This is a genomic window from Mitsuokella multacida DSM 20544 (assembly GCF_000155955.1).
GTDB classification, from domain to species: domain Bacteria; phylum Bacillota; class Negativicutes; order Selenomonadales; family Selenomonadaceae; genus Mitsuokella; species Mitsuokella multacida.
Genome location: NZ_GG697141.2, coordinates 610019 through 635395 on the forward strand (window position 1 = coordinate 610019; position 25377 = coordinate 635395).

General features: G+C 57.5%; 12 protein-coding genes. 11 read left to right on the plus strand and 1 reads right to left on the minus strand.

What is annotated here, in order from left to right; all coding sequences use genetic code 11:
* Positions 1-5: 5 nt before the first annotated feature.
* The 7 genes from infB (at position 6) to MITSMUL_RS02960 (ending at position 8327) form a co-directional block, all read left to right on the plus strand.
* Positions 6-2480: a translation initiation factor IF-2 gene (infB, locus tag MITSMUL_RS02930; RefSeq protein WP_005839790.1), complete on the plus strand. Its 2475-nt coding sequence runs from the start codon at positions 6-8 to the stop codon at positions 2478-2480.
* A gap of 57 nt (positions 2481-2537) precedes the next feature.
* Positions 2538-2933 (plus strand): 30S ribosome-binding factor RbfA, encoded by a 396-nt coding sequence (gene rbfA, locus MITSMUL_RS02935; protein WP_005839792.1) that lies wholly within the window; start codon positions 2538-2540, stop codon positions 2931-2933.
* Position 2934: 1 nt separating this feature from the next.
* On the plus strand, positions 2935-3903 hold the full coding sequence (locus MITSMUL_RS02940) for a DHH family phosphoesterase (protein WP_005839793.1): 969 nt from the start codon (positions 2935-2937) through the stop codon (positions 3901-3903).
* Complete coding sequence (truB, locus tag MITSMUL_RS02945; protein WP_040635363.1) at positions 3903-4796, plus strand: tRNA pseudouridine(55) synthase TruB; 894 nt, start codon at positions 3903-3905, stop codon at positions 4794-4796. The genes MITSMUL_RS02940 and truB overlap by 1 nt, the downstream gene beginning before the upstream one ends.
* A 12-nt stretch (positions 4797-4808) precedes the next feature.
* Positions 4809-5747 (plus strand): bifunctional riboflavin kinase/FAD synthetase, encoded by a 939-nt coding sequence (locus MITSMUL_RS02950; protein WP_005839796.1) that lies wholly within the window; start codon positions 4809-4811, stop codon positions 5745-5747.
* Positions 5748-5862: 115 nt separating this feature from the next.
* Positions 5863-6141: a 30S ribosomal protein S15 gene (rpsO, locus tag MITSMUL_RS02955; RefSeq protein WP_036376552.1), complete on the plus strand. Its 279-nt coding sequence runs from the start codon at positions 5863-5865 to the stop codon at positions 6139-6141.
* 116 nt (positions 6142-6257) lie between these two features.
* Complete coding sequence (locus MITSMUL_RS02960) at positions 6258-8327, plus strand: polyribonucleotide nucleotidyltransferase (protein ID WP_005839801.1); 2070 nt, start codon at positions 6258-6260, stop codon at positions 8325-8327.
* Positions 8328-8710: 383 nt separating this feature from the next.
* Here MITSMUL_RS02960 and MITSMUL_RS02965 read toward each other — a convergent pair whose 3' ends face one another.
* Positions 8711-9694, minus strand: a complete 984-nt coding sequence (locus MITSMUL_RS02965; protein WP_040635365.1) for a site-specific integrase — start codon at positions 9692-9694, stop codon at positions 8711-8713.
* 110 nt (positions 9695-9804) lie between these two features.
* Here MITSMUL_RS02965 and MITSMUL_RS02970 point away from each other — a divergent pair, with 110 nt between their 5' ends.
* The 4 genes from MITSMUL_RS02970 to MITSMUL_RS02985 all read left to right on the plus strand — a co-directional run bounded on the left by MITSMUL_RS02970 (position 9805) and on the right by MITSMUL_RS02985 (position 25192).
* Positions 9805-11226 carry a GDSL-type esterase/lipase family protein gene (locus MITSMUL_RS02970; RefSeq protein WP_005839805.1) on the plus strand — a complete coding sequence of 474 codons (1422 nt, stop codon included), beginning with the start codon at positions 9805-9807 and terminating at the stop codon, positions 11224-11226.
* 117 nt (positions 11227-11343) lie between these two features.
* Positions 11344-11946: a hypothetical protein gene (locus tag MITSMUL_RS02975; protein ID WP_040635367.1), complete on the plus strand. Its 603-nt coding sequence runs from the start codon at positions 11344-11346 to the stop codon at positions 11944-11946.
* Between the two features lie 100 nt (positions 11947-12046).
* Entirely contained in the window at positions 12047-12754 is a 708-nt protein-coding gene (locus MITSMUL_RS02980; RefSeq protein ID WP_005839809.1) for a winged helix-turn-helix domain-containing protein, read from the plus strand.
* A 324-nt stretch (positions 12755-13078) separates the two neighbouring features.
* Positions 13079-25192: an ESPR-type extended signal peptide-containing protein gene (locus MITSMUL_RS02985; protein ID WP_169627130.1), complete on the plus strand. Its 12114-nt coding sequence runs from the start codon at positions 13079-13081 to the stop codon at positions 25190-25192.
* The last annotated feature ends 185 nt before the right edge of the window (positions 25193-25377 follow it).

Consider the following 25377-nt stretch of genomic DNA (forward strand, 5'->3'; position numbering starts at 1 on the left):
GATTAATGTCCAAATACAGAGTTTACGAACTCGCGAAAGAGTTCAATACGGATAGCAAAGTCATTCTGGATATCCTCAAGCGCAATAAGTTCAAGGCTGCCAACAATTTCTCGAGCGTCGGCGAAGAAGAGCGCACGGCCATCAAGAATTCGCTGAGCAACAAGGGGGCTAAGCCGCAGGCAAAGGCTCCGGCAGCATCGGCTGCGCAGAAGCCGGCCGCAAAGCCGGCAGAGAAGCGCGCCGAGAAGCCGCAGGCTGGCAAGCAGAACCACGGCAACAGCGGCAGCAACGGCAATAACGGCCGCACTGAGCGTAACGAGCGCAACGAGCGCCGCAGCGATGCGGGCCGCAATAACGGCAACGGCAATCATAATGGTGGCAACCGCGCCGCTTCGGGCAGCAACCGCCCGAGCCACAATAGCGGCGGCAATAGCGGCAATAACGGCGGCAACCGCAACAGCAATGGCGGTGGCAACAATAACCGCGGCGGCAATCGCAACGACCGCCGCAACGGTAGCCGCAACGAGCGCGGCGGCCGTAACGACCGCAATGACCGTAACAACCGCTTTGGCAGCAAGAACGACCGCAACCGCAGGGGCCGCAACAACAAGCGCGGCGGCCAGCAGGCACCGAAGGTCGAGATCGCGCATCCGAAGCACATCAAGCTGCCGGAGACGATTGCCGTCAAGGACCTCGCGTCCAAGATGAGCTACACGGCTGCGGAAGTCGTCAAGAAGCTCTTCATGATGGGCGTCATGGCGACGATCAACCAGGAAATCGACTTTGATACGGCCGCCCTCGTGGCTTCGGAATTCGGCGTGACGTGCGAAGAGCTGCCGCCAGAGGTCGACCCGACGGAAATCCCGGAGATCGAGGACGACCCGAAGACGCTGAAGCTCCGTCCGCCTGTCGTCACGGTCATGGGCCATGTCGACCACGGCAAGACGTCGCTGCTCGACTGCATCCGCAACACGCATGTCCAGACGCATGAGGCCGGCGGCATCACGCAGCACATCGGTGCTTATCAGGTCAACTGCAAGGGCAAGAAGATCGTCTTCCTCGACACGCCGGGCCATGAGGCATTCACGGCTATGCGTGCGCGCGGCGCCCAGATCACGGATATCGCAATCCTCGTCGTCGCCGCAGATGACGGCGTCATGCCGCAGACCATTGAGGCTATCCACCACGCGAAGTCGGCAGGCGTGCCGATCATCGTCGCAATCAACAAGATTGATAAGCCGGGCGCCAACCCGGACCGCGTCAAGCAGGAGCTCATGGAGCAGGGTCTCGTGCCGGAGGAATACGGCGGAGACACAATCATGGTCCCGGTCTCTGCTAAGAAGCAGATCGGCATCGATGACCTCCTCGAGATGGTCCTGCTCGTCGCCGAAGTCAAGGAGCTCAAGGCCAACCCGAACCGTGATGCGCGCGGCGTCATCGTCGAGGCCAAGCTCGACAAGGGCCGCGGCCCTGTCGCGACGGTCCTCGTCCAGAACGGCACGCTGCGCATCGGCGACTCCGTCGTCTGCGGCACGACGTACGGTAAGGTCCGCGCCATGGTCAACGACCGCGGCGAGAACGTCAAGAAGGCCGGCCCGTCCGTACCGGTCGAGATCCTCGGCCTCAACGACGTGCCGGAAGCCGGCGACATCCTCGCCGTGCTCGAGGAGAAGCAGGCCCGCTCCATCGCCGAGGCCCGCATCGAGCGCCAGCGCAACAACCTCATCAAGAGCAAGAAGGTCTCGCTCGACGACCTCTTCCACCAGATCCAGGAAGGCGACATCAAGGACCTCAACATCGTCATCAAGGCCGATGTACAGGGCTCTGTCGAGGCGCTCTCGAGCTCGCTTTTGAAACTCAACAAGAACGACGAGGTCCGCGTCTCCATCGTCCATTCGGGCGTCGGTGCCGTCAACGAGTCGGATGTCATGCTGGCATCGGCTTCGAACGCGCTGATCATCGCCTTCAACGTCCGCCCGGATGCCAATGCGCGCAAGCTTGCCGACACCGAGAACATCGATATCCGCACGTACCGCGTCATCTACGATGCCATCAACGACGTCAAGGATGCCATGAGCGGCATGCTCAAGCCGAAGTACAAGGAAGTCATCCAGGGCCGCGTCGAGATCCGTCAGGTCATGAAGTTCTCGAAGGCGCTCGTCGCTGGTTCCTACGTGCTCGAAGGCAAGATCTGCAACAACTCCAAGATCCGCATCATCCGCGACAACATCGAGATCTTCGACGGCGAGATCGACTCGCTGCGCCGCTTTAAGGATGAGGTCAAGGAAGTCAACGCAGGCTACGAGTGCGGCATCTCGATCGTCGACTTCCGCGACTTCAAGGAAGGCGACATCATCGAGGCCTACACGATGGAGGAGATCGCGACGACGATCGCCGACGCCAACAAGGCTGCCGCCAAGAAGCGCGAAGAAGAGGCCAAGGCCGCTGCTGCCAAGGCAAAAGAGAACGCCAAGGACTGAAACGCATAGTAATAGAAACGACAGTATAGAAGATAAATCAGAAAAGGAGGGAATGCCATGAGCCAGCTCCGGGTAGAGAAGGTCCAGGAGCTCATGAAGCAGGAGATCTCGGAGATCATCCTGCGTGAGCTCAAGGACCCGCGCATCGGCTTCGTGACGGTCACGTCCGTCGAATGCACGGGCGACCTGCGCGAGGCCAAGATCTACGTGAGCCTCATGGGCAGTGAGCAGCAGGTGAAAGACTGCTGGGCAGGACTTCAGAGTTCGCTCGGCTTCATCCGCCGCGAGATCGGCAAGAGGATTCGCCTGCGCTTCACGCCTGAGCTTTCCTTCGTCGTGGACAAATCCCTCGACTACAGCGCACACATCCAGGAGCTGCTGCTGAAGATCGAGGCCGAGGACAAGGCGAAGAAGGCTCCAGAGACCGATAACGTTAAGAAAGAAGAACATTGACATGATAGTGACATTGAGTGAAACAGCAGCCATCCTGTCGAGCGCTCAGCGGATCGTCATCACAGCCCACCAGAATCCCGACGGCGACGCCATCGGGTCCTCGCTCGGGCTCATGCACATCCTGCGCTCGCTCGGCAAGGAAGCTTCCGTTCTGCTCGATGATGATATCCCGGCCATCTTTTCGGTGCTGCCGGGATATGATATTATTGGGAGACCCGACGAGGAAAAGCCCGTAGAGGCCGACCTGCTCGTCGTGCTCGACACGGCGACGGACCGCACGGGCTGCACCATGAAGGCCGTCCATGCGGCGCATCTCCTCAATATCGATCATCATCAGACGAACGACGGCTCGGCAGAATACAGTTATATCGCAGCGACGCGCGCGGCGACGGCTGAGATCATCTACGACCTCATGCAGGAGCTGCCCGTGACGCTCAACAAGGAAATGGCCATGTGCATTTACACTGGCCTCGCGACGGATTCGGGCTTCTTCCGCTTCTCGAACACGACGTCGCACACGATGCGCGCCGCAGCGGACCTCCTCGACCACGGCGTCGAGCCGAACGTCATCTCGGAGGCGCTCGAGCAGAAGCCGTACCAGACCATCCGCGACATCGGCGAGGCCATCGAGCGCGCTGAGCTTTTCGCCGACGGCCATGCGGCCGGCATCTTCCTCGACTTGGAGACGACGGCGCGCATGAAGTCGACGGAGTCCTTCATCGGCATGATCCGCGTCATCGAGGGCGTCGACATCGCCGTCGTCCTCAAGACGAAGGAGGAGGGCATCTGCCGCGTCAGCATGCGCTCCAAAGGACTCGACGTCAGCGCGATTGCCGTGCAGTTCGGCGGCGGCGGCCACACGCGCGCGGCCGGCTGCACGCTCGCGATGCCATTCGAGGATGCCAAGCGCACGATCTGCGAGGCCATCTCGAAGGCCATTCGCGCCTACCATTGCCAGGGGGAGAAATGATGGACGGGTTTCTCAACATCCTCAAGCCGCCCGGCATGTCCTCGCACGACGTCATCGGCGCCGTGCGCAAGGTGCTGCACATGAAGCGCGTCGGCCATGCCGGCACGCTCGACCCTGCGGCAGCCGGCGTGCTGCCGATTGCCGTCGGGCAGGCCGCCCGACTCATCGAATACCTCGAGCTCGCCGATAAGACGTACCGCGCGGAGCTGACCTTCGGCTTTGCGACGGACAGCGGCGACGATACGGGGGAGATTACCGAGGAGGTAACAGACTTCACCATGCCCTCGCAGCAGGCCATCGAGCATGCGCTCTTGGGCTTCACGGGCAAGATACGGCAGACGCCACCAGCGCACTCCGCCATCAAGATTGGCGGCAAGCGCGCCTGCGACCTCCTGCGCGAGGGCAAGGAAGTCGAGATCCCCTCGCGCGAGGTCACGATCCATGCGCTCGACATCGTTGCCTACCATCCCGAGGAGAAGAAGATACTCTTCGATGTCCAGTGCTCGAAGGGCACCTACATCAGGAGCCTCTGCCTCGACATCGGGGCGGCCCTCGGCCTGCCCGCGACGATGAGTTTCCTCGTGCGCAGCCGCGTCGGCGACTTCGCGCTCGCGGACGCGCTGACGCTTGAAGAGCTTGCCGAGGCGGGGGAGAGCGCCATCCTAGAGCCCGCGCATTTCCTCAGTCACCTCGAGCGCTACGACCTCGACCCGCGCCGCGAGAAGCCGTTCTGCAACGGCCTCGGCACGGGCGAGCGGCGCCATGTGCCCGAGACGGACATCCTGCGCGTCTACAGCGCGGGCCGCTTCCTCGGCATCGGCCGCTACGACCGCCGGAGCCAGGAAGTCATCCCGGCCAAGGTCGTTTGCCGCGAGCCTGCGACGAAGAACTGAGAGGGGAGCATTATGCAGTTTTATTCAAGACTCACCACGCTGCGCGACGATTTCCCGCGGCTCGTCATTGCGCTCGGCATGTTCGACGGGGTCCATCGCGGCCACCGCAGCATCATAAGCCGCGCCGTCGAGCTCGCGCACGAGATCGGCGGCACGAGCATGGTCTTCACCTTCAGCAACCATCCGCTCGCCGTCCTCGCGCCGCAGGCCGTGCCGCCGCAGATCAGCAACAACGCGCTGCGCCGTCAGCTCATCGAGGCGCTCGGCGTCGACGTGCTCATGGCCATCCCGTTCACGAAAGACCTCGCGCGCCGCACGCCGGAGGACTTCCTCGCGCTCTTGCGCGATTCCTTCGCGCCGCGCATCCTCGTCACGGGGCCGAACTACACCTTCGGTAGCCGCGGCAAGGGCACGCACCGACTCCTACAGCGCGTGGGCAGTGATTACGGCTTCCGCGCGGAGATCTGCCCGGCTGTCCAGCTCGGCGGCCGGCCCGTCAGCAGCACGCGCATCCGCGCCCTGATTGCAGGCGGGGACCTCGCCGCAGCCGAGGCGTGCCTCGGCCGCCCGTTCACCGTGCTTGACCGCGTCATCCACGGCGACAGGCGCGGCCGCACGCTGGGCTTCCCGACGGCCAACCTCGCCATCCCCGACGCCCAGGTCATGCTGCCGAACGGCGTCTACGCCGCGACGGCCCATTATGAGGGCAGGGACTATGCCGCACTCGCCAACATCGGCAACAACCCGACGTTTGAGGGCTGCAACCGCCGCATCGAGGTCAACATCCAGGACTTTTCTGAAGACATCTACGACCGTCTGCTCGAGGTGCGCTTCCTGCAGAAGATCCGCGAGGAGGAGAAGTTCGCCTCGGTCGATGCCCTGATCGCGCAGATGCACAAGGACCGCGAGCGTGCTAAAGAAATCTGGCGCAATTGCTTTACAAGCGATTGACGACTGTGATATACTATTGAAAGTGCCAAATGGCAAACCTCAGCCCAGATTGCGAAGAACTCCGACGTATTCTTGGCTGATGGAGATTGAACAACAAACAGGAGGAATTCAACAAATGCTGACTCAGGAAGCAAAACAGGAAATCATGCAGAAGTATGCCGTTCACGAGGGTGATACGGGTTCGCCGGAAGTACAGATCGCTGTCCTCTCCGCACGTATCGACTATCTGACGGAGCATCTCAAGCAGCACAAGAAGGATCATCATTCCCGTCGCGGTCTGCTGAAGATGGTCGGCCATCGCCGTCGTCTGCTCAGCTACCTCTACAAGACGGATATTGAGCGTTATCGTTCGATTATCGCAAAGCTTGGTCTGCGTTCCACGGTTGAGCGCTGATTGCTGGCGAGCGATCCTGAAGCGGAAAGCGGGAGCAATCCCGCTTTTTTTTCTGGAAAAATAGAGATATACAAGAGATATAGAGGAATTGAGATTCAAGATCCAAGGAGGTACATATGAATCGCTTTGAGATGGAACTCGCAGGCCGCCCGCTCGTCATCGAGAACGGACAGCTCGCGAAGCAGGCCAACGGCGCCGTCCTCGTGCGCTATGGCGATACCGTCGTGCTCGTGACGGCTACGGCCTCGGCTGAGCCGCGTGAAGGCGTCGACTTCTTCCCGCTGACGGTCGACTATGAAGAGAAGATGTATGCGGCAGGCAAGATCCCGGGAGGCTTCATCAAGCGCGAGGGACGCCCGTCGAGCGACGCCATCCTCTGCGCGCGCCTGATCGACCGCCCAATCCGCCCGCTGTTCCCGAAGGGCTTCCGCAACGACGTCCAGATCGTCGCGACCGTCCTCTCTGTCGAGCAGGACAACGCGCCGGAGCTCGCCGCCATGATCGGCGCATCGTGTGCCCTGACCGTCTCCGACATCCCGTTCATGGGACCGATTGCGGGCGTGCGCGTCGGCCGCGTCAACGATGAGTTCGTCATCAACCCGACCGAAGAGCAGCGCAAAGTCTCGACGCTGAACCTCACCGTCGCCGGCTCCCACGATGCCGTCATGATGGTCGAGGCCGGCGCCAACGAGCTGCCGGAGGACGTCATCCTCGACGCCATCCTGTTCGGCCACGAGGAGATCAAGCGCCTCGTCGAGTTCCAGCAGGGCATCCAGGCCGACTGCGGCAAGGAGAAGAGCGAGCCGAAGCTCTTCCTCGTCCCGCACGAGATGGAGGAGGCCATCCGCGACTACGCCAAGGACCGCCTCGACGCCGCCGTGCGCAACCCGGACAAGCTCGACCGCGACGCCCATATTGCCGAGGTCACGACCGACACGATGGAACACTTCCTCGAGCTCTACCCGGAGATGGACAAAGAGATCGCCATCGCCATCCACGACCTCGAGAAGTCCGTCGTGCGCCACATGATCACGCATGAGAAGATTCGTCCGGACGGCCGCGAGGTCGAAGAAGTCCGCCCGGTATCGTGCGAAGTCGGCCTCTTGCCGCGCACGCATGGCTCCGGCCTCTTCACGCGTGGCCAGACCCAGATCCTCACGGTCACGACGCTCGGCTCCCTCGGCGACGAGCAGGTCATCGACGGCCTCGGACCCGAGACGACGAAGCACTACATCCATCACTACAACTTCCCGGGTTACAGCGTCGGCGAAGCTCGCCCGATGCGCAGCCCAGGCCGCCGCGAGATCGGCCACGGCGCCCTTGCCGAGCGCGCCCTCGTGCCGGTTATCCCGTCCATCGAGGAGTTCCCGTACACGATCCGCCTCGTCTCCGAGGTCCTCGAGTCCAACGGCTCGAGCTCCATGGGCTCTGTCTGCGGCAGCACCCTCTCGCTGATGAACGCCGGCGTGCCCATCAAGCGCCCCGTCTCCGGCGTCGCCATGGGCCTCGTCAAAGAAGGGGATCAGTACACGATCCTCACGGATATCCAGGGCATGGAAGACGCCCTCGGCGACATGGACTTCAAGGTCGCCGGCACGACCGAAGGCATCACCGCCATCCAGATGGACATCAAGGTCGACGGCCTCTCCCGCGAGATCCTGTCCGCCGCCCTGCAGCAGGCCAAGCGCGGCCGCGCCTTCATCCTTGGCAAGATGCTCGAGTGCATCGACAAGCCGGCCGCTGAGCTCTCCCCGTACGCACCGCGCGTCGAGACCATCAAGATCAAGGTCGACAAGATCCGCGACGTCATCGGCTCCGGCGGCAAAGTCGTCAAGAAGATCATCGACGAGACCGGCGTCGACATCGACATCCACGAAGACGGCAACATCTTCATCACCTCCAACGATGCCGAGGGCATGAAGAAAGCCAAGCAGATGATCGAGGACATCGTGCGCGAAGTCGAAGTCGGTGAGATCTACACCGGCCGCGTCACCCGCCTGATGAAATTCGGCGCCTTCGTCGAAGTCCTGCCGGGCAAAGAAGGCCTCTGCCACATCTCCCAGCTCGCCAAGCACCGCGTCGAGAAAGTCGAAGACGTCGTCCAGGTCGGCGACCAGCTTCAGGTCAAAGTTGTCGAGATCGACGACAAAGGCCGCATCAACCTCAGCCACAAAGCCGTGCTCTAAGTACGTCATAAAAAAGCTTCCCATCTCAGATTGAGAGGGGAAGCTTTTTCTAGTATCAGCAACTATCATAGAAATCAAGGCCGGAGCGAAGCAATCGGCCGCCTAATGTTCATAGCTGTAAACGGCCTGGAGCAAAGCACTCAGCCGCGCTACCGCAGCAGCTCAGTTTGCAGACATCCGCTCCGGGGCGTGGGCATGCATTCCGCCTGCAGGAGCGCAGTGACCGCCGCAGGCTGAGCCCCAAGCTGCCGCACCGAAGTCCGGCGATGTCAGAACGCCGCATCAGGCGGCGAAGCACCTAGATACACTATCCGTAGCATGGGGCTCATTCAACGGAGCGACGAAGCCGGAATGTATGCCCATGCCCTTTGCTGACCCCACACTCACTTCTTGTACATCTTGTTGAGCGGGTTCTCCTTGAAGATATTGCCCTGCTCAATATATCGATGCACCATCTTCTCCGAGTGGTGCCGCGTCTGCCGCATGATCGTCAGCGCGTCGACGTCGTGCTGCGCCGCACTCGTCGCGAAGCCCCTGCGCAGGCTGTGCCCCGCGAAGCTCGCCGGATTGAAGCCCGCAAGCGCCGCGTACTTCTTCACGATCAGTGCCACCGACTTGTCCGTGAGCTGCGAGTCCCGGAGCGAATGGCTGCGCGTGAACGGCCGGAAAAGAGGCCCCGTGTGGATGTCCGCGGCTTGCAGCCACGCTTGCACCGCGCGCACCGCGCAGACCTCCGGGTCCGGTGCATACGGCACCGCGATCTCCGTGCCGCGCCCGAGTTGGTCGCTCTTCGACTGCGGCACGAGGACGACGAGCCCCTGCGAGGTAAACGTCAGATGCTCCACCTGTATCGCCACGAGCTCCGAGCGGCGGAACGCCCCCGCAAAGCCGAGGAAGATCAGCGCGCGGTCGCGCAAGGAGACGATGTCATCCCCGAAGCAGTCCGCCAGCACGTAGAGCGTCTCCATGAGGATCGGCGCCTTGCCCTGCTGGAACGTGCCCTTCTCGCGCCGTATCGCCTCCATCGCCGTCCGCACAAGTGCGTCCTTTGCCGGATTGTTCTTGCCCGTGTAGCCGGCCGCCATGTGGTTCTCCGAGATGGCCGTCACGCGGCGCGCCACCGTATTCGCCTTCGCGTCATCCGCGAGGTCGTTGAGGTAGTTGACGATCGTCTCCGGCCGCGCCGGCAGGTCGCGCTCCCCGTGGTAATGGCACCAGTCCGAGAAATCGCTCCAGTCCGCAGAATACGCCTTGAGCGTGTTGTCCGCCTTCGACTTGCCGAGGCGCGCCTTCGCCTTCTCCGAGAGATGTTCATTTTGCTCAATGCGCTGGTTCTTGACCAGCAGGAAATTCTTCTTTGCCCGCATAGCTGCCCTTTCATCATGTATACCGTAATTTTCTTCTATTATAGGGCAGATTTGTGCTATAATGCAATGCATGAAATCATTCATAGAATCCACGAAAGGGGGGAATCCCCATGTTATCAAGAAAAGAAGCAAGAAAAGAGAAAGGAAACAAGAACGGCATCGGCCATAAGCACCTCACCGCCATCGGTGTCGGGCTCTCGTGTCTCGTCGTCGTCCTTGCGGCGCTCCTGCTGACGCAGCGCCATGAAGCGTCGTCGCAGCTCCTGACGCCGCCGCCCGCGGGCCTCAGCGCGACGACGGCCGAGACGCCGCTCTCGTATTCGCCAATCCTGACCTGGAACACGGACGATGAGGCCGTCATGTACGAGATCGAGTTCTTCACCGAGCGGCCCGCGCATCTCTCGCCCGCAAAGAATTCCGAGGCCGCCGTCTTCCGCACGCGCAGCGTCTACCAGAACGCCTACAACGCGCCTTTGCGCGAATTCGCCGCGGACCAGCTCGGCTCCAAGACCGAGCCGCTCTACTGGCGCGTGCGCGCAATCGACTTCAACGGCACGCCCTACACGCCGTACAGCGACCTCGTGCCGCTCTACACCTCGCCCGACATCCCGCCGATGACGGCGCCCGTACTGACAGCTTCCTACGGCGGCAGGCGAGGGGAGACGCTGCTCTATCCCGTCTACACCTGGATTGGCCAGGCGAATGCTGCGAGCTACGAAATTGCCATCTACGAGGTGAACCCCGAGGAAGAGCCCGCAGCTGAGCCCATCGAGACGCTGCGAAGTGACATGGCCGAGATTTACGATCCGCAGGCCCACTACGGTCCGACGCCGTTCTACTGGCGCGTGCGCGCCTTTGACGGCGAGGGGCAACCGCTCGGCGAGTGGTCGCAGGTGCGCTCCTTCCGCACAGACCCCGCCGACGGGTGGCAGGTCGCCGTGCTCGGCGACAGCATCAGCCACGGAGGCGGCCATTTCTCCTACAGTCCAGCCGTCTTTTCGTTCAGCTGGCTCCATTACCTCGACTTCCCGGCCATCAACCTCTCGCAGAGCGGTGACACGAGCGGCATGACCGCCGAGCGCTTCGACCGCGACGTCCTGCCGTTCCATCCGGCCTACCTCATCATCATGACGGGCAGCAACAGCCTGCGGGCAGGGGAGGATACGGACGCCGTCATCGCCGACCTCGAGTCCATGCGCCAGCGCTGCCTCGAGAACGGCATCCGCCCAATCTTCGCGACGCTGCCGGCCATCAACCCCGACAACATCGACCACGTCTTTCAGGAGCCGACCGCTGACGACTGGCAGGAGCGCTTCGACGCAGTCAACGCCTACATCCGCACGCATGCCTACATCGACATGGCCACAGCCATCCCGACACAGGATGGCCTGCTGCCGACGCAGTACGCCCTCGACGGCCTGCACCCCGACGCCAACGGCAAGGCCCTGATGGGCGCCTATGTCAACAGCGTCTGGCCCGAGGTCAAGGTCGCCGCTGACCAGGAACTCGAGGCGTACGAAGCGGGCGAATGAAAAGCCTCTGGATTTGTGCTAATATCTGTACTATAATGAAATGAGGGAAAGACAACAGCCTTTCCCTCATTTCTTAATCTTTATCGTTGCAATTATTTTGACCTTGGAGGAATATCCATGCATTTTTCTCATAACCTCATGGCCCTGGCTGCTGCCGGTGCTATCCTGCTCGCTCCGGCTACGAGCTTTGCTGATAACGCCGACATCGAGGCCGCGCAGATGGCCGCCACGCCCGTGCAGGCCACGAACGACAGCGCAGCGCAGGCAACGGCTGCAGTCGGCATGCCGAACCCGATGGTTCCCGCCGCGAGCTATAGCGAGATGGCTGAGGCCATCTCCGTCCATCCGCTCTACTTCCCGCTGAGCTCCGGCCTCGAGCTGCAGCAGCGCTTCATCATCGGCGGCACAGTCGCCGACCTTCGCTATGCCTCGCGCTACGGTGCGCCCGAGAAGCGCGCCCAGTTCACCGTGCGCACGGTGGTCGCCAATCCGACTCAGATGACGGCCGAGGCCCTCAGCGGCGTCTACGGTGCCGACTGGAAGGATACGACCATTGGCAGCACCGCCGTCCAGCTGGCCGAAGTCAGCGACTCGTCCTTTGTCGCCTACTGGACGAAGGACGGCGTCTGCTTCTCCGTCGGCGCGGAGAACGTCAATCGCTGGGACTTCCTGCGCCAAGTCCGCGACAACCTCATCGACCTGACCGAGCATTACTATTGATCACATGCGGCAGCACCCCCGGAATGCGAAATGCGGGATGGGGGTCTGCCGCTTTTTTCGATGCCCCCAGATACCCCGGAAATCCAGAAAGGATGATACCATGCAGATCCTCGTCGTAGACGATGAAGCGCCCATCCGCGAACTCCTGAGCTTCAACCTCAAGAAGAGCGGCTATGAAGTCGAGATGGCCGCCGACGGTCGGACCGCCCTCCAAAGGGCCCCTGAGGCCGACCTCGTGCTGCTCGACATCATGCTGCCCGAAGTCGACGGACTCGAAGTCTGCCGGCAGCTCAAGGCCGACCCGCAGACGAGCGGCATCCCCATCATCATGCTGACCGCCAAGGCCGAGGAGATCGACCGCGTGCTCGGCCTCGAGCTCGGCGCCGACGACTACGTCGTCAAGCCCTTCTCCATGCGCGAGCTGCTCGCGCGCGTCAAGGCCGTGCTGCGCCGCTCCGCCAGCGTCCAGAAGGGCAGCCGCGAGAACAAGGAGCGAGAAGAGAGCCTGACCATCGGCGGCCTGCGGCTCGACTTCTCCTCGTATCAGGCATGGCTCCACGACAAGACCATCGCCCTGACGCCCAAGGAGTACGAGCTCCTGAAGCTTCTCGTCACGAACCCCGGCCGCGCCTTCTCGCGCGACGAGCTGCTCGAGCGCATCTGGGGCTACGAGTACTACGGCGACACCCGCACCGTCGACGTCCACATCCGCCACCTGCGCGCCAAGCTCAAAGACGACCCGACCGTCAGCGACGCCATCGAGACCGTCCGCGGCGTCGGCTACCGCTTCGCGCGCCGGCCGGCCTGAAAATACCATATCGGATACCGAGCACACGGGCATCTGTCATATCAAGATAGACAGATGCCTGTGTTTTTGTATTAAAACCTTGTTACTATACGTAACCATGAAACTTTTGCACTTCTTTTAGAACGATTTGTGCTATAATAAGAATCGACTATAAAATTCTGCCTAAATGGCAGAAAAATATAATCGGCATTATAGGTCACTAGAAAGATAATGCTGGGATAAGAGCTCTGCGGCCTGCTGACCTGTGCTGCATAGGGCATCACTTCTAATCATGTAAGAGGGAATCTAAGAATCGAATAACACAAATGGCAAAGGATGGTTACAATGAACAGAGTCTACAAAGTCATTTATAATCGCGCAAGGAATCTCTACCAGGTCGTCTCAGAAATCGTGCACAGCCGCGGCAAGACAAAGAGCCTTACTGCCCAGCACCGGCACGACCGCCTGACGACCTCCATCCTCATCGCCCTGTTTGCCATGGGCACCAGCCTGCCAGTCGGATGGGCGGCTGGCACAACGACTACAGCGACAGACCCGACAACTGTCGAAGATGCAAAAGTCGATGCGTCCAACTTGTCCGGCGAAAACAAGACCGCTTGGAGGACGGCTCTAGGCGGCGGAAAAGTTGCAGCAGATGATGTAAAATTGATTGCTGGTCAAGATATCTACAAAGAACTGCGTCCTATCGCTGCTACATCTGAGAGGTTGACCTATGTCAGCCCAGATAATTCTACAGCCGACAATCTGAAGAACTTGGACATCCAGCTTGGAACTAATACGACAGCGATTTCTACGCTGAACACTACAATTGGAACAATCACATCTGGCACGACAGTAGCGGGCAATCTGAGCAAACTGGATACACAGGTCAAAAATAATGCAGCTGGATTGTCCGCTCTGTCTAATACTGTGTCGACAAACAATACCAATCTCAATACTAAGATTACGTTCATCACAAGTGATATCACCAGTTTGAAGGACCTGAGCAATATCACGGACGCAGGCAGGAAAGTCATCACAGGACTCTCCACGATAATCACGCAGGGGGATCGTGTGACTATCACATCGACTAGTGATGCAACGACGGGACAGACGACGTACACCATCAGCGCCAACAATGATGGTACGATTATTTCTGGGGATACGAATCTCGTTTCGGGCGGCACGATGTACAAGGAACTGCGCCCAGCCAGCGGCCAATATATCCGTGCAGATCAAAGTACTGCAAAGAATTTGATTTCTTTGGATCAAAATCTGTTGAACGTTGTCAATGCCCTTGGCCTGGATGCGGATGACACTTCAAAGAGCTATACCTCGAAGCTGAATAAATATTTCAAGGTTAATCCGGAGATAACGACCAATAACGATAATACAAAAACATATGCTGCGGATGCGGCTGCCAACGGTACCAACTCCGTCGCCATCGGCCCAAGTGCTCAGGCCGGCGAAAAGACGAAGGATGCGACGACTTCCGCAACAACCGTTACTGGCGGCACGAGCAGTACGGCCATTGGTGACCGCGCCAAAGCTAACGGCGATCAGTCGGTAGCACTTGGCTACAATTCTCAGGTGCTCAACGCTTCTGGTTCGACGACTGCCATCAGTGGCAGTACCGCCATCGGCAATGGCGCAAAAGTCGAGGGCGGCAGTGACTCTACAGCTTTGGGTACCGGCGCCACTGTAGATACGGCATCCAATGCCATGGCTTTCGGCAAAGGCGCGACCATCAATAAAACAGCCACCAGCGGCGTAGCCATCGGTAATGGCGCGGTGACAGGTTCAGAAGATACGACGAAAACAGTCGACAATGTGACCTATAATATCAAGGCTGCCGGCGGTGTAGACAGTGTTGCTATCGGCACCAATGCGTCCAGTGCAGGTAATACATCCATTGCTTTGGGCAAGGGTGCAGCGATAGAGAATGACACCGATGGAAACTATCAGGCTGTGGTGAAGTCGGATGACGTGGCCATTGGTACAGGGGCGAAGACCAGTGCTTCTGATTCTTCTACAGCTATCGGCAAGAGCGCGACGGTCTCTCAGAGCACCGATGCTATGGCAATCGGTAGCAGCGCCACAGTAGGGGCTTCTTCCAACAATGCTATGGCCCTAGGCAAGGGTGCTGCTGTGAGCAGTGGTGCTGCGGACTCCATTGCAATGGGTACCAGCGCCAAGACCGTTTCGGCAGATACCATTGCCATCGGTCAGGACACTAGCGCTACTGGTGCAAACTCTGTCGTCATCGGCAAGGGCGCTACGACGACGGTAGAAGGTGGCAATGCCATTGGATTAAGTTCCACTGCATCGGGCAGCTCTACTGCTATTGGCCAGTCTGCTACAGCCAACAACTACAATGCGGTAGCCATCGGCAACAAAGCCACGGCCAATGCCGATAAATCGATTTCTCTCGGCTATGAAGCCGGTGTCGACACGAGTGAAGGAAAGGGCGAAACTCAGAATGCGGGCTCGCTGATTGCCATCGGCACCAGCTCCGGCAACAATGTCTCCGGTATGCAGAACGTGGCCATTGGTGAAGGAGCTGGCAGTAATGTAAAGAGTAGTTACAATATTGCCATCGGTACGCAGGCTGGGTATGGCATCAACTATGCAAGTGACGACAAATCCCAGAACGGTTACAACGTATCCATCGGTTACAATGCCAACTATCAGAAAAACTCGGCCAACATCATGTATTCTACGGCACTGGGCAACGAAGCAAACGCTTCTAACTATGCAGTAGCCATCGGCGATAAAGCAAAAGCAAGCGGAACGTATTCACTGGCACTTGGTGATACAGCCCAGGCCAATGATACGGAAAGTATTGCGTTTGGTCACAATGCGAGTGCTTCAGATGGAAATATTGCAATCGGCAATGGATCATCAGCACCTGCTGTTTCGACCTTGGGAACAGTAAAGGCAGTTACGGTGGATGGAACGACTGTCAATTATGTTTACGATGCCAATGGCAATCAGTTTAAATCAGCGTTTACCTATAAACCGCTTCAAGCAGATTCTCATTACATCTCCGTGGGTAACAGTACCTTGACACGGCGCATCTCCAATGTGGCAGATGGCGTGTTTGATTCCGATGCGGCTACGGTAGGCCAGTTGAACTCACTGAACGAACTCCTGCAGGCGACGGATACAAAAGTCGGATTGACGAAGGATTATTTTGAGCAGAAGTTTACCGATCTGAATACGACGATTGATTCGTCAAAGACGCATTACTTCTCCATCAGCGAGTCCAGTGATAACTTGAGCGGGAATAAAGATAATACAGGTGCTACTTCCAATAAAGCCGACGCTATGGCGATTGGTCCCAATGCCAATGCGACCAACGTGAAGAGCTTGGCCGTGGGCAACAACGTCTATGCTACAGGCCTCCGCAGCATTGCCATCGGAACAGCACCAAACCCGACGACGGATGCTGCTGGAAAGACGACGACACACAACACATCCGCTGAAGGGGAGAACAGCATCGCTCTCGGTACATCGACAACCGCTCAGGCCGACAACTCGGTGGCCATCGGTACTCGTGCACAGACTTATACGACGGATACAAAATCGGGCAAGACTGGTGCGCGCTCTGTTGCCATCGGCAATCTCGCTACGACAGCTGGTGATGAAAGCGTAGCTTTGGGCTATTCGGCTACAGTCAAATACAACTATGGCACTGCCATCGGCAAGGAAGCTTTGTCTTCTGGTGTTGATGCAGTGGCTATTGGCAAGGGCAGCAAGGCCTACAGCACAGATTCTATGGCCATTGGTCAAGATAATACAGTGATTGGCAACAATGTCTATGGTTTAGGCAGCAGCAATAGTTTCAGCGGTGAATGGGAATCTATTATCCAGAGTGGCGTTTCTGGCTATAAGAATACCATCACATCGGTATCCGACCAGGATACGACGAATGCCCTGACTGGCATCTATCTGACTGGCAATAGCAACACCTTAAATCAGAATGTCAAATACAACGTCATGCAGGATATCACTGTGCAGGGAAGCAGTAATACAATCGATGGCGGGGCAGGCGGCACGTCCAGCCATCAAAATACGCTGTCACAGATTGCCATTGTAGGTTCCGGCAATACGGTGCAGGGCAAGAGCTCGGATGACGGCAAGACCAACAATATCAAGGATGTGACTATCCTTGGCTATAACAACACAGTGGATGCCAACAAGGATACGACAGTCGACTTCTCCAACACCCAGATTCTCGGCAGCAATGTGACAGCTACTCTGGGCAACTCGGTCTACCTGGGCAATCATGCTGCTTATGTCCAGCCGAATGGGCCTGCCCAGGATGCCATCGATGCAGCCAGGACAAAGGCAGATACCGCAGCTGAAGCCTCGGATGAATACAAAGCTGCTGCGACGGATGAAGACAAAGCGACGATCAAGGCCCAGTATGAAGCAAAATACCTGTACAAGCTGAGAGTGCAGGCCATGGAAGCCAAGGGCACGACTGCCGGCATGAATTCGTACAATACAGATGAGACCTATGGCAATGGTACGAGCTACACCTATGCCGGCAGCAACCCGACTGGTGCCATCACTGTCGGTAGCGCTGGTGCTGAGCGCCGCATCCAAAACGTAGCGGCCGGCCTAGTGAGCGCCACGAGCACTGACGCCGTCAATGGTTCCCAGCTCTACGCTCTGACCCGGCAGATCCGCTTTGGCGGGGACAACTCCACCTTTGGCAAGACTACTGCGGCAGACGATCAGAACGTAGTAGCCCGGGGATCCAATGAGACCATCTCTATCACCGGTGGCAGTGACGCCGTCACCGCCTCGACTACAGATGGCACGACGACCTATACCGTGGACGCTGCCAAGCTCACCGGCAATAACATCGCTGTCATAGCCGACAAAGATGCCAACGCACTCCATGTCCAGCTGGCCAGCAATCTCAAGGACCTGAACACCGCTCAGTTGGGCTCAGGCAATGGGGAAAGCTATAAAGAAACCATCAAGCTGGACGGCACCGGGACCAGCGGTGGCCAGATGACATTGGCTAGTGCTGATGGAACCGTAAAGACTACCCTGGATACCACAGGCATCACGATTGCCAATGGTCCGAAATTTACCAGCAGCGGCATCGATGCAGCCAATCAGCAAATCCATAATGTGACGGCAGGTACGAAAGATGCAGATGCGGTTAATGTTAAGCAGTTGCAGTCTGCTCGTACCCTGTTGACCCAGGGCACGAATACCACTTTGGCTGATATAGATGCTGATGGACACCATACCTATACGGTGAATGTGGACAATCTGGCAGTGAAAGCCAATGGAACGGGCACTACCGTGGCATTAGCTAATGGCATCAACTTCAAGAACGGCACCAATACCACCAGTTCCGTCGATGCCAATGGCAATGTCACCATCGATACCAAGAACCTGGCCCTCAAAGCCAATGGCACGAATACAGCAACTGTCACCATGGATAACGGTATCAACTTTAAAAACGGCACCAACACCACGGCAACTGTCGGTACAGATGGCACGGTGACCATCAATGCCACCCATAACAAGCTCAGCACGGTATCTGCGGCAACAGGGGATAACGACAATGTGACCTTGACTTTGACGGATGCAGACGGCAATACGGTTACGTCCACCGGCCTCAAGAATACCTATACCACTGTTACCAAGAACGGAACGGCCCATACGGTCACCTTTGCTCGGAATGACGGAACGACACAGACATTGTCTCTGGGAGATCTGGACGGTGCTTCTACTGAGGCGCTCAACAAGGCTGCTGCCAAAGCGACTTCTGAAGTGACCAATGGTACCAACGTGGCCTCCGTCACGAAGACAGCGGGTACTAACGGCCAGAATATCTACACCGTCAATGTGGATGACCTGGCTGTTAAGACGACTTCCGGTGAGAAGAAGTCCGTCCATTTGGCAGATGGCCTTGTCTTTGCTGATGGCACCAATACGACGGCAACGGTGGGGGATAATGGCACCATCAAGTTTAATGTGTCCGATGCTGCCATCAAGAAACAGGCAGTACAGGCTGTCAATGTAACGGGCGACAACAAAAATGTGACTGTTACGCCGGAAACGAATGCAGACGGTACGCTCAAGACCTTCACGGTTACAGCTACGCACAATAAGCTCAATGCCACGGGTGCGGCTACCAAAGCCACCGCTGACAGCAATGCTGTTACGCTGACATTGCAGGATGCTGACGGCAACACGACTACCACTGGACTGACCGATACTTATACGACAGTCTCTAAAGATGCTACAACCAAGAAAGTCACGTTCAAGCGCAATGACAGCGAAACACAGACGCTGGACCTGTCCGACCTGGGCGGTATCACGGCGGCACAGGATAAATACATCACCGGCGGCACCGTAAGCTATGATACAAACGGCAATGGTACGGCTTCCCTCACGGGGACTAACGGACTAACGGCCTCCATTAGGGGCCTGAAGGATACGAAGGTTTCCTCCGGTACGGCAAGTTATATGGATGCTCAAGGGAATGCGACTATGAACGGCAGTGCAGTACTGACCATGAATGATGGCTCTACAGCCACCATCTCCGGCTTGAAGGACGACTACATCACCAGTGCGGCAGTCGGCGCGGAAAACAACCATGTGACCATGACCCGACTGGGCGGTGGCACGGTAGACTTGAATCTGAATCCAATCTTGGAGAAGTATAGCCTCAGCGACTATCATCTTGTTGGTGCAGGAACGACCCATGATCAGGCTTATGCCGTTGACAGCAATGGTACGGTCACGCTGAATGTGGTAGATGACAAGAATCCGACTGGTACGCCAAAGACCATCCAGATTACCGGCCTGGCATCCCAGTCCGGCGTCAGTGCAGGACGCACGACTGTGACTTCTTCTGATCAGAGTGTCACTATTAACGACAGCTCGCCTAACAGCGATACTCATACGTACGATATCAAGGTGGACTACAGCAAGATCCCGGCAAATCTGAAAGTCCAGTACCGCGGCGACAATGATACTGCTGGCTCCAACACCATGAATACGGCAACTGCATTCACCGGTACGGCTAATCAAATTGTCACGACAGCAGCAAACGGCAAAGTCTCCTTCAAACTGGCAGATGACATTTCTGGTATCAAGTCTGTTACCACAGGGAATTCAAAACTCAATACGGATGGCCTGACAGTCACCAACGGTCCGACTTTCACGAAGAGCAATATCGACGTCAACAATCAGCAGATCCATAAGGTAACGGCAGGCGAGTCGGATACCGACGCTGCTAATGTCGGCCAGGTCAAAGCAGCTACGACAGAAGTCCAGGCTGGCACCAATGTATCAGTTGGCAAGCCTGCGACAGATTCTACGGATAACCATAAGATTTACACAGTGAATGTAGACAATCTGAGTCTGTCGCAGAATGGTACGAAAGTAGGTACTGGCGTAGCCCTGAAAGATGGTCTGGATTTCCAGAATGGCACGAATACTACGGCTAGTGTCACGGCTGATGGCAAAGTCTCCTTTAGCATCTCCAATGACGCCATCAAGGCTCAGGCGAAGGACGCCGTTGTCCTTGCGGCTGGCGACAATGTGACCATTGGCACTCCGACTGATGCAAATAACGTAAAGACCTATACGGTTTCGGTAAACGACCTGAAGTTGCAGGCTGACGGTGCCGATAAGGCAACACGTAAACTGTCGGACGGCATCAACTTCGCTGGTGGTACGAACACCATGGCAGATGTTACAGCCGATGGCAAAGTGACCTATGACCTGAAAGACAGCATTTCTCTGAACCAGGTTCAGACCGGCGAAAGCAAACTCAACACCAATGGCCTGACCATCACGGGCGGCCCAAAGGTCCTGAAGAGTGGCATTGATGCTGGGAATAAACAGATCACCAATGTAGCCAGCGGTGGTACTGTCGAAAGCAATGCAGCTACCATTGGCGATTTGAAAAAAGCCATCGAGACAGCTTCGGCAGGCACCACGGCTTCGGGCTTCAAGACAAAAGGCAACTACGGTGAGGCGGTAACGTCTCGTCTGGATAAGCAACTCAATATCGTGGGCGATGTGGATACTACGAAAGTTGCGAAGGACAATCTGTCCAATGACAATGTTGGTGTTGTCACCTCGACCGATACGAATGGCAATGCTACGCTGACGGTGAAACTCAATAAGGATATCAACCTTGGCGAAAACGGCAGTGTCACGACTGGCAGTACGCTCATGAACAAGACAGGCATCACCAACGGCAATATGAGTCTTGGTGCTGATGGCCTTACAATTCAGAATGGGCCGAAGTTCACCAATAATGGTATCAATGCAGCCAACCAGAAGGTTACAGGTGTAGCGAATGGTACCAATCCGAACGATGCGGTCAATGTATCTCAGTTGGAGGCAGTAAAGTCTGACGTCACTACAGGATGGACGATTGCTGGCAAGAATGCCTCGGGGACAGACCTGACAGCGAATATCGGCAAGGGCAAGACTGTCTCGTATGCAGGTGGCAAGTATGCAACGGCAACACTTTCGGTTGACAGTACGACTGGCAATGCAACGGTTGCGGTGGATGCAGTGACGAATACACTGTCGGTTGGAGCGGATGGCAAGATTACATCCAATGGTGATGGCCTGACGACAACAGGTGCAGTCAAAGATGCCATCAACGGTGCTTATTGGACCATCCAAGCAGGAAATGCGACTGGGAGTGCGCAAAAAGTAAGCGCTGGTTCTACAATCACGTTCAATGCAGGTAGCAATCTGAGCTTATCGCAGGATGGTACAAACTTCACCTATGCGTTGAATACAGATCTTCAGAATATGACGAGTGTCACAGCAAAGGATCAGAAGGATAATACAGCAGTTTTAACCGGTGAGGGCCTGAAGGTATCCGATAAGGATGGCAACAGCCTGACCCAGCATGCGACGGAAATCCGTCTCCACGATGCGACGAAAACGGCAACAGGTACGACCACTGATGTGGTGCTCAATAAGCAGGGCTTGCAGAACGGCGGTCATACGATTACAGGTGTAGCTAACGGCACGGTTGATGCCGGTTCGCAGGATGCTATCAATGGCAGCCTGCTCTATGAATTGCAGCAGAAGGTCACGAATGCGACCAATACGGGTGCTACGGTATCCTATACGGCACAGACGGCTAGTCTGACCACTACAGATGGAAAGGCCGCGCTGACTGGCACGACGGATGGGCTTGTCACGGGAACAAATCTGACGAGTGTCTTGAATAGTCTTTCGTGGACGGCACAGTCTTCGCAGGTTGGCAGTGGCCAGAATAACGGTAGCACTTTACAGTCCATTACGGCTGGTTCGAAAGTCGGCTTCATTGCGGGGAATAATATGATCCTGACGCAGGATGGCACGAATTTCACCTATGCGTTGAATTCAAGTCTCACCGGCATGAATACGATTGCATTCACCGGCCTCGGCAGTGGTGCCAGCAATCTGACCATTGGCCTCCAGAACGGCGGCGGTGCTAATCCGGATAAGGGATACTACATCACGGGCCTCTCGAATACGAAATGGGATCAGTCCAACTATGAAGGCACGCGGGCGGCTACGGAAGCCCAGTTGCGAGAAGCCATTGATAAGGTTTCGGCAGCTACGGGAACGGGCGGCTTCGGCCTGACGGCTGATGAAGGTGCCAATAATGGTGGTGAGAAGAAAGTTTCCCAGACATTGGGACGTACGATTGCTATCCAGGGTGATGGCACCTATGGTGCAGACGGTACGGTTGTCAAGCAGGGCAACATCTCGACGGTGGCTTACACCGATAATGCCGGCCCGACGGGTGCCATCAAGGTCAAGCTCAACAAGGACATCGACCTCAGTGAGGCAGGTTCGTTGACGATTGGCGCCAGCAAAGTGTCGGCTGGCAGCATCGTACTGGACAATACGGGCGATGCTGCCAAGAAGATTGCCTTGAACAGCACCGCTGGCACGGCTTCCATCGGCGGTGTCACGGTAAATGGCACAGCGAAGACCATCATGGGACTTGCCAATACGACTTGGGATGGTACGGCGGTCAGCGGCCGCGCTGCGACGGAGGATCAGCTGGCTAAGGCCATCTCGGATGCTTCGACGCAGGCTTCTAACAGTGAACTCCATATCCGGAAGGGCACCTATGGTGTCGGCAAGGATAAGGATGGACAGTATCTCGCGGACCCGAAGGGCAAGAACAGTGTCTCCATCGACGTGGTCAATGCCAAAGGTGCAGTCGACGGTCAGGTCGTCATCAATGATGTGGCCAAGGCATCGGAACTCGGTACGGTCGGTGAGCTGGCGGATAACCTGAAGAATCCTAACGGCGGTCCGACTACCGTGGTGCAGGCCGTCAACAAGGTCAACCAGAAGGTCGACGATAGCCTGAAGCAGGTCAACGGCGATGTCACGAATGCCGTGACGGAAGCCAAGAAGCATACGAAAGTACAGTCCGTCGATAGTGACAACAACGTGACCATCGACGGCACGACAACGAATGCAGATGGTGGGACGGTCTATAAGCTCGGCCTCAATAAGCAGCACATGAACCTTGACAAGGTTCATATCTATGGTACTGAGGGCAAAGTGACGGCTAAAGATGTCGAGGCAGAGACGGTCAAGACGGGCAATACGACGGTGGCAGATGGCCGCGTTGTCGTCGGTGGCGACAACGGTATCAAGATTGAGGCTAACGATGGCCAGCAGACGATTTTGGGGCTGTCTAATAGGACTTGGAATGGCAGAGCTGTCAGCGGCCGTGCCGCTACCGAGGACCAGCTGCAGCAGGCGGTCGAGAATGCGACGGCGACGGCGGCTCAGAATGAGCAGCACATCCAGGCTGGCAATTATAATGTCGGCCTGGGCAAGGGCCTTGATGGCAAGGCCATCGACAAGAACAGCGTCGCAATCAATGTCGTCTCTGGCGACGGGACGAAGCCGGGGGATGTCAAGGGTCAGGTTGTCATCAACAACGTGGCCAAGGCTGACGAGCTCGGCGATGTCGCGAAGCTCAACGATACGGTCAAGAATGCAGACGGTCGTCCGACTTCGACGGTCGATGCCATCAACAACCTTGACAAGCGCGTGGAGACGACAGTCGGCGACAATGTGTATAGTGGGGTCAAGGGCAAGGAAATCGCCGACGGCGACAGTGCGACGACGGCCATCGGCAAGCTCAACAATCGCATGAACGACATCTACACGACGGCTGGACAGCATTCGTCGGTGTCGACGGCGGATACGAACTTGACGCTGAGCGAGAGCAAGAATACCTCGGGCGGCACGGATTACAAGATTGGCCTGAATAAAGACCAGATCAATCTCGGCAACCTGACGATCAAGGGCAATGAAGGCTCGATTGAGGCGAATTCCATCAAGTCCGACTCCTTCACGGCTGGCGATACGGTCGTCAACAAGGACGGCATCAAAGTCGGCGATCAGTCGGCTCTGACGGGCGACTCGCTCAAGGTCAACGGCAAGACGTATGTCGACGACAAGGGCGTCAATGCCAATGGTCAGGTCATCCGCAATGTCGGTGACGGCAAGGATGACGGTGATGCGGTCAATGTCAAGCAGGTCAATGATTTGGCGGCAAGACAAGGCGAGGTCATCGGCCAGAATGCGGCGCACATCAATCAGCTCGACCGGGCGGTCAACCGTCTCGACTCGCGCATCAATCGCGTCGGCGCGGGGGCGGCTGCTCTGGCGGCCCTGCATCCGGGCAATTATGATCCGGACGACAAGGTCGACTTCGTGGCGGGCTTCGGCAATTACCGCGGCGCGAGTGCGGCGGCTGTCGGCATGTACTACCATCCGGATGAGACGACGACGATGTCGGTCGGCGCAAGCTTTGGCGGCGGCGAGAACATGGTCAACGCCGGCATCACGTGGAAGATGGGCAAGGACTCCGGCCACATGCGCACGCAGGCAGCAACGAAGGCAGTTCCGGTACAGTTTGTAGCAGCTCCGACGCAGACGACGCAGCCGACTGGCCAGACAGAGGGCACGAAGACGCCGCAGCCGGTCACGGCTGTGACGACGACGGCCAGCGGCCAGCAGGTGCCGATCGTGGCGGCGTATCTGCCATCGGTCGACAATTCGACGCGGGCGGAGAATGACGAGCTCAAGGAACTCTTGGCACGCCAGACGGCCATCCTCGAGAAGCTCGCGGAGCAGAAGACGGCGGCCGCTCCAGCTGCTGCGGCTGCGCCGGTCAGCGGTGAGGACCTCTTCCCCGATGTGCCGGAGAACCACTGGGCTTACGACTTTGTCGCGAAGGCGGGTGCGCTCAAGGACTGCCGCGTCGAAGCCCCGGCGAACAATCCGATGCTCACGCGCAACGACTTCGCCCAGATCCTCTACACGGCGCTCAAGAATGGTGCGACGAAGAACCCTGCACTCAACAAGGACAACGGACTCAACCGTCTTGCAAGTGAGTTCCGAGTTGAGCTCAAGAATGTCAAACGCTAAGCAGATTGCATAAAGACTGGCCCTCGTATGGATTCCTTTGGGGATCCGTACGAGGGCTTTTGCTGTTGCAGGACTTTGGGAGAATAAAAAATCTTTCTGTTCAAAAGAGGATTCCGAACGTATGAGTGCGAATACTACAGGTAAGAGACAATAAGAGCAATGTGTATCTAATAGGAAGACAACCA

What these genes read in the sequence shown, in the direction of transcription:
- infB (WP_005839790.1), top strand. Translation starts at nt 6, where the DNA reads ATGTCCAAATACAGAGTTTACGAACTCGCGAAAGAGTTCAATACGGAT.
- rbfA (WP_005839792.1), top strand. Translation starts at nt 2,538, where the DNA reads ATGAGCCAGCTCCGGGTAGAGAAGGTCCAGGAGCTCATGAAGCAGGAG.
- MITSMUL_RS02940 (WP_005839793.1), top strand. Translation starts at nt 2,935, where the DNA reads ATGATAGTGACATTGAGTGAAACAGCAGCCATCCTGTCGAGCGCTCAG.
- truB (WP_040635363.1), top strand. Translation starts at nt 3,903, where the DNA reads ATGGACGGGTTTCTCAACATCCTCAAGCCGCCCGGCATGTCCTCGCAC.
- MITSMUL_RS02950 (WP_005839796.1), top strand. Translation starts at nt 4,809, where the DNA reads ATGCAGTTTTATTCAAGACTCACCACGCTGCGCGACGATTTCCCGCGG.
- rpsO (WP_036376552.1), top strand. Translation starts at nt 5,863, where the DNA reads ATGCTGACTCAGGAAGCAAAACAGGAAATCATGCAGAAGTATGCCGTT.
- MITSMUL_RS02960 (WP_005839801.1), top strand. Translation starts at nt 6,258, where the DNA reads ATGAATCGCTTTGAGATGGAACTCGCAGGCCGCCCGCTCGTCATCGAG.
- MITSMUL_RS02965 (WP_040635365.1), bottom strand. Translation starts at nt 9,694, where the DNA reads ATGCGGGCAAAGAAGAATTTCCTGCTGGTCAAGAACCAGCGCATTGAG.
- MITSMUL_RS02970 (WP_005839805.1), top strand. Translation starts at nt 9,805, where the DNA reads ATGTTATCAAGAAAAGAAGCAAGAAAAGAGAAAGGAAACAAGAACGGC.
- MITSMUL_RS02975 (WP_040635367.1), top strand. Translation starts at nt 11,344, where the DNA reads ATGCATTTTTCTCATAACCTCATGGCCCTGGCTGCTGCCGGTGCTATC.
- MITSMUL_RS02980 (WP_005839809.1), top strand. Translation starts at nt 12,047, where the DNA reads ATGCAGATCCTCGTCGTAGACGATGAAGCGCCCATCCGCGAACTCCTG.
- MITSMUL_RS02985 (WP_169627130.1), top strand. Translation starts at nt 13,079, where the DNA reads ATGAACAGAGTCTACAAAGTCATTTATAATCGCGCAAGGAATCTCTAC.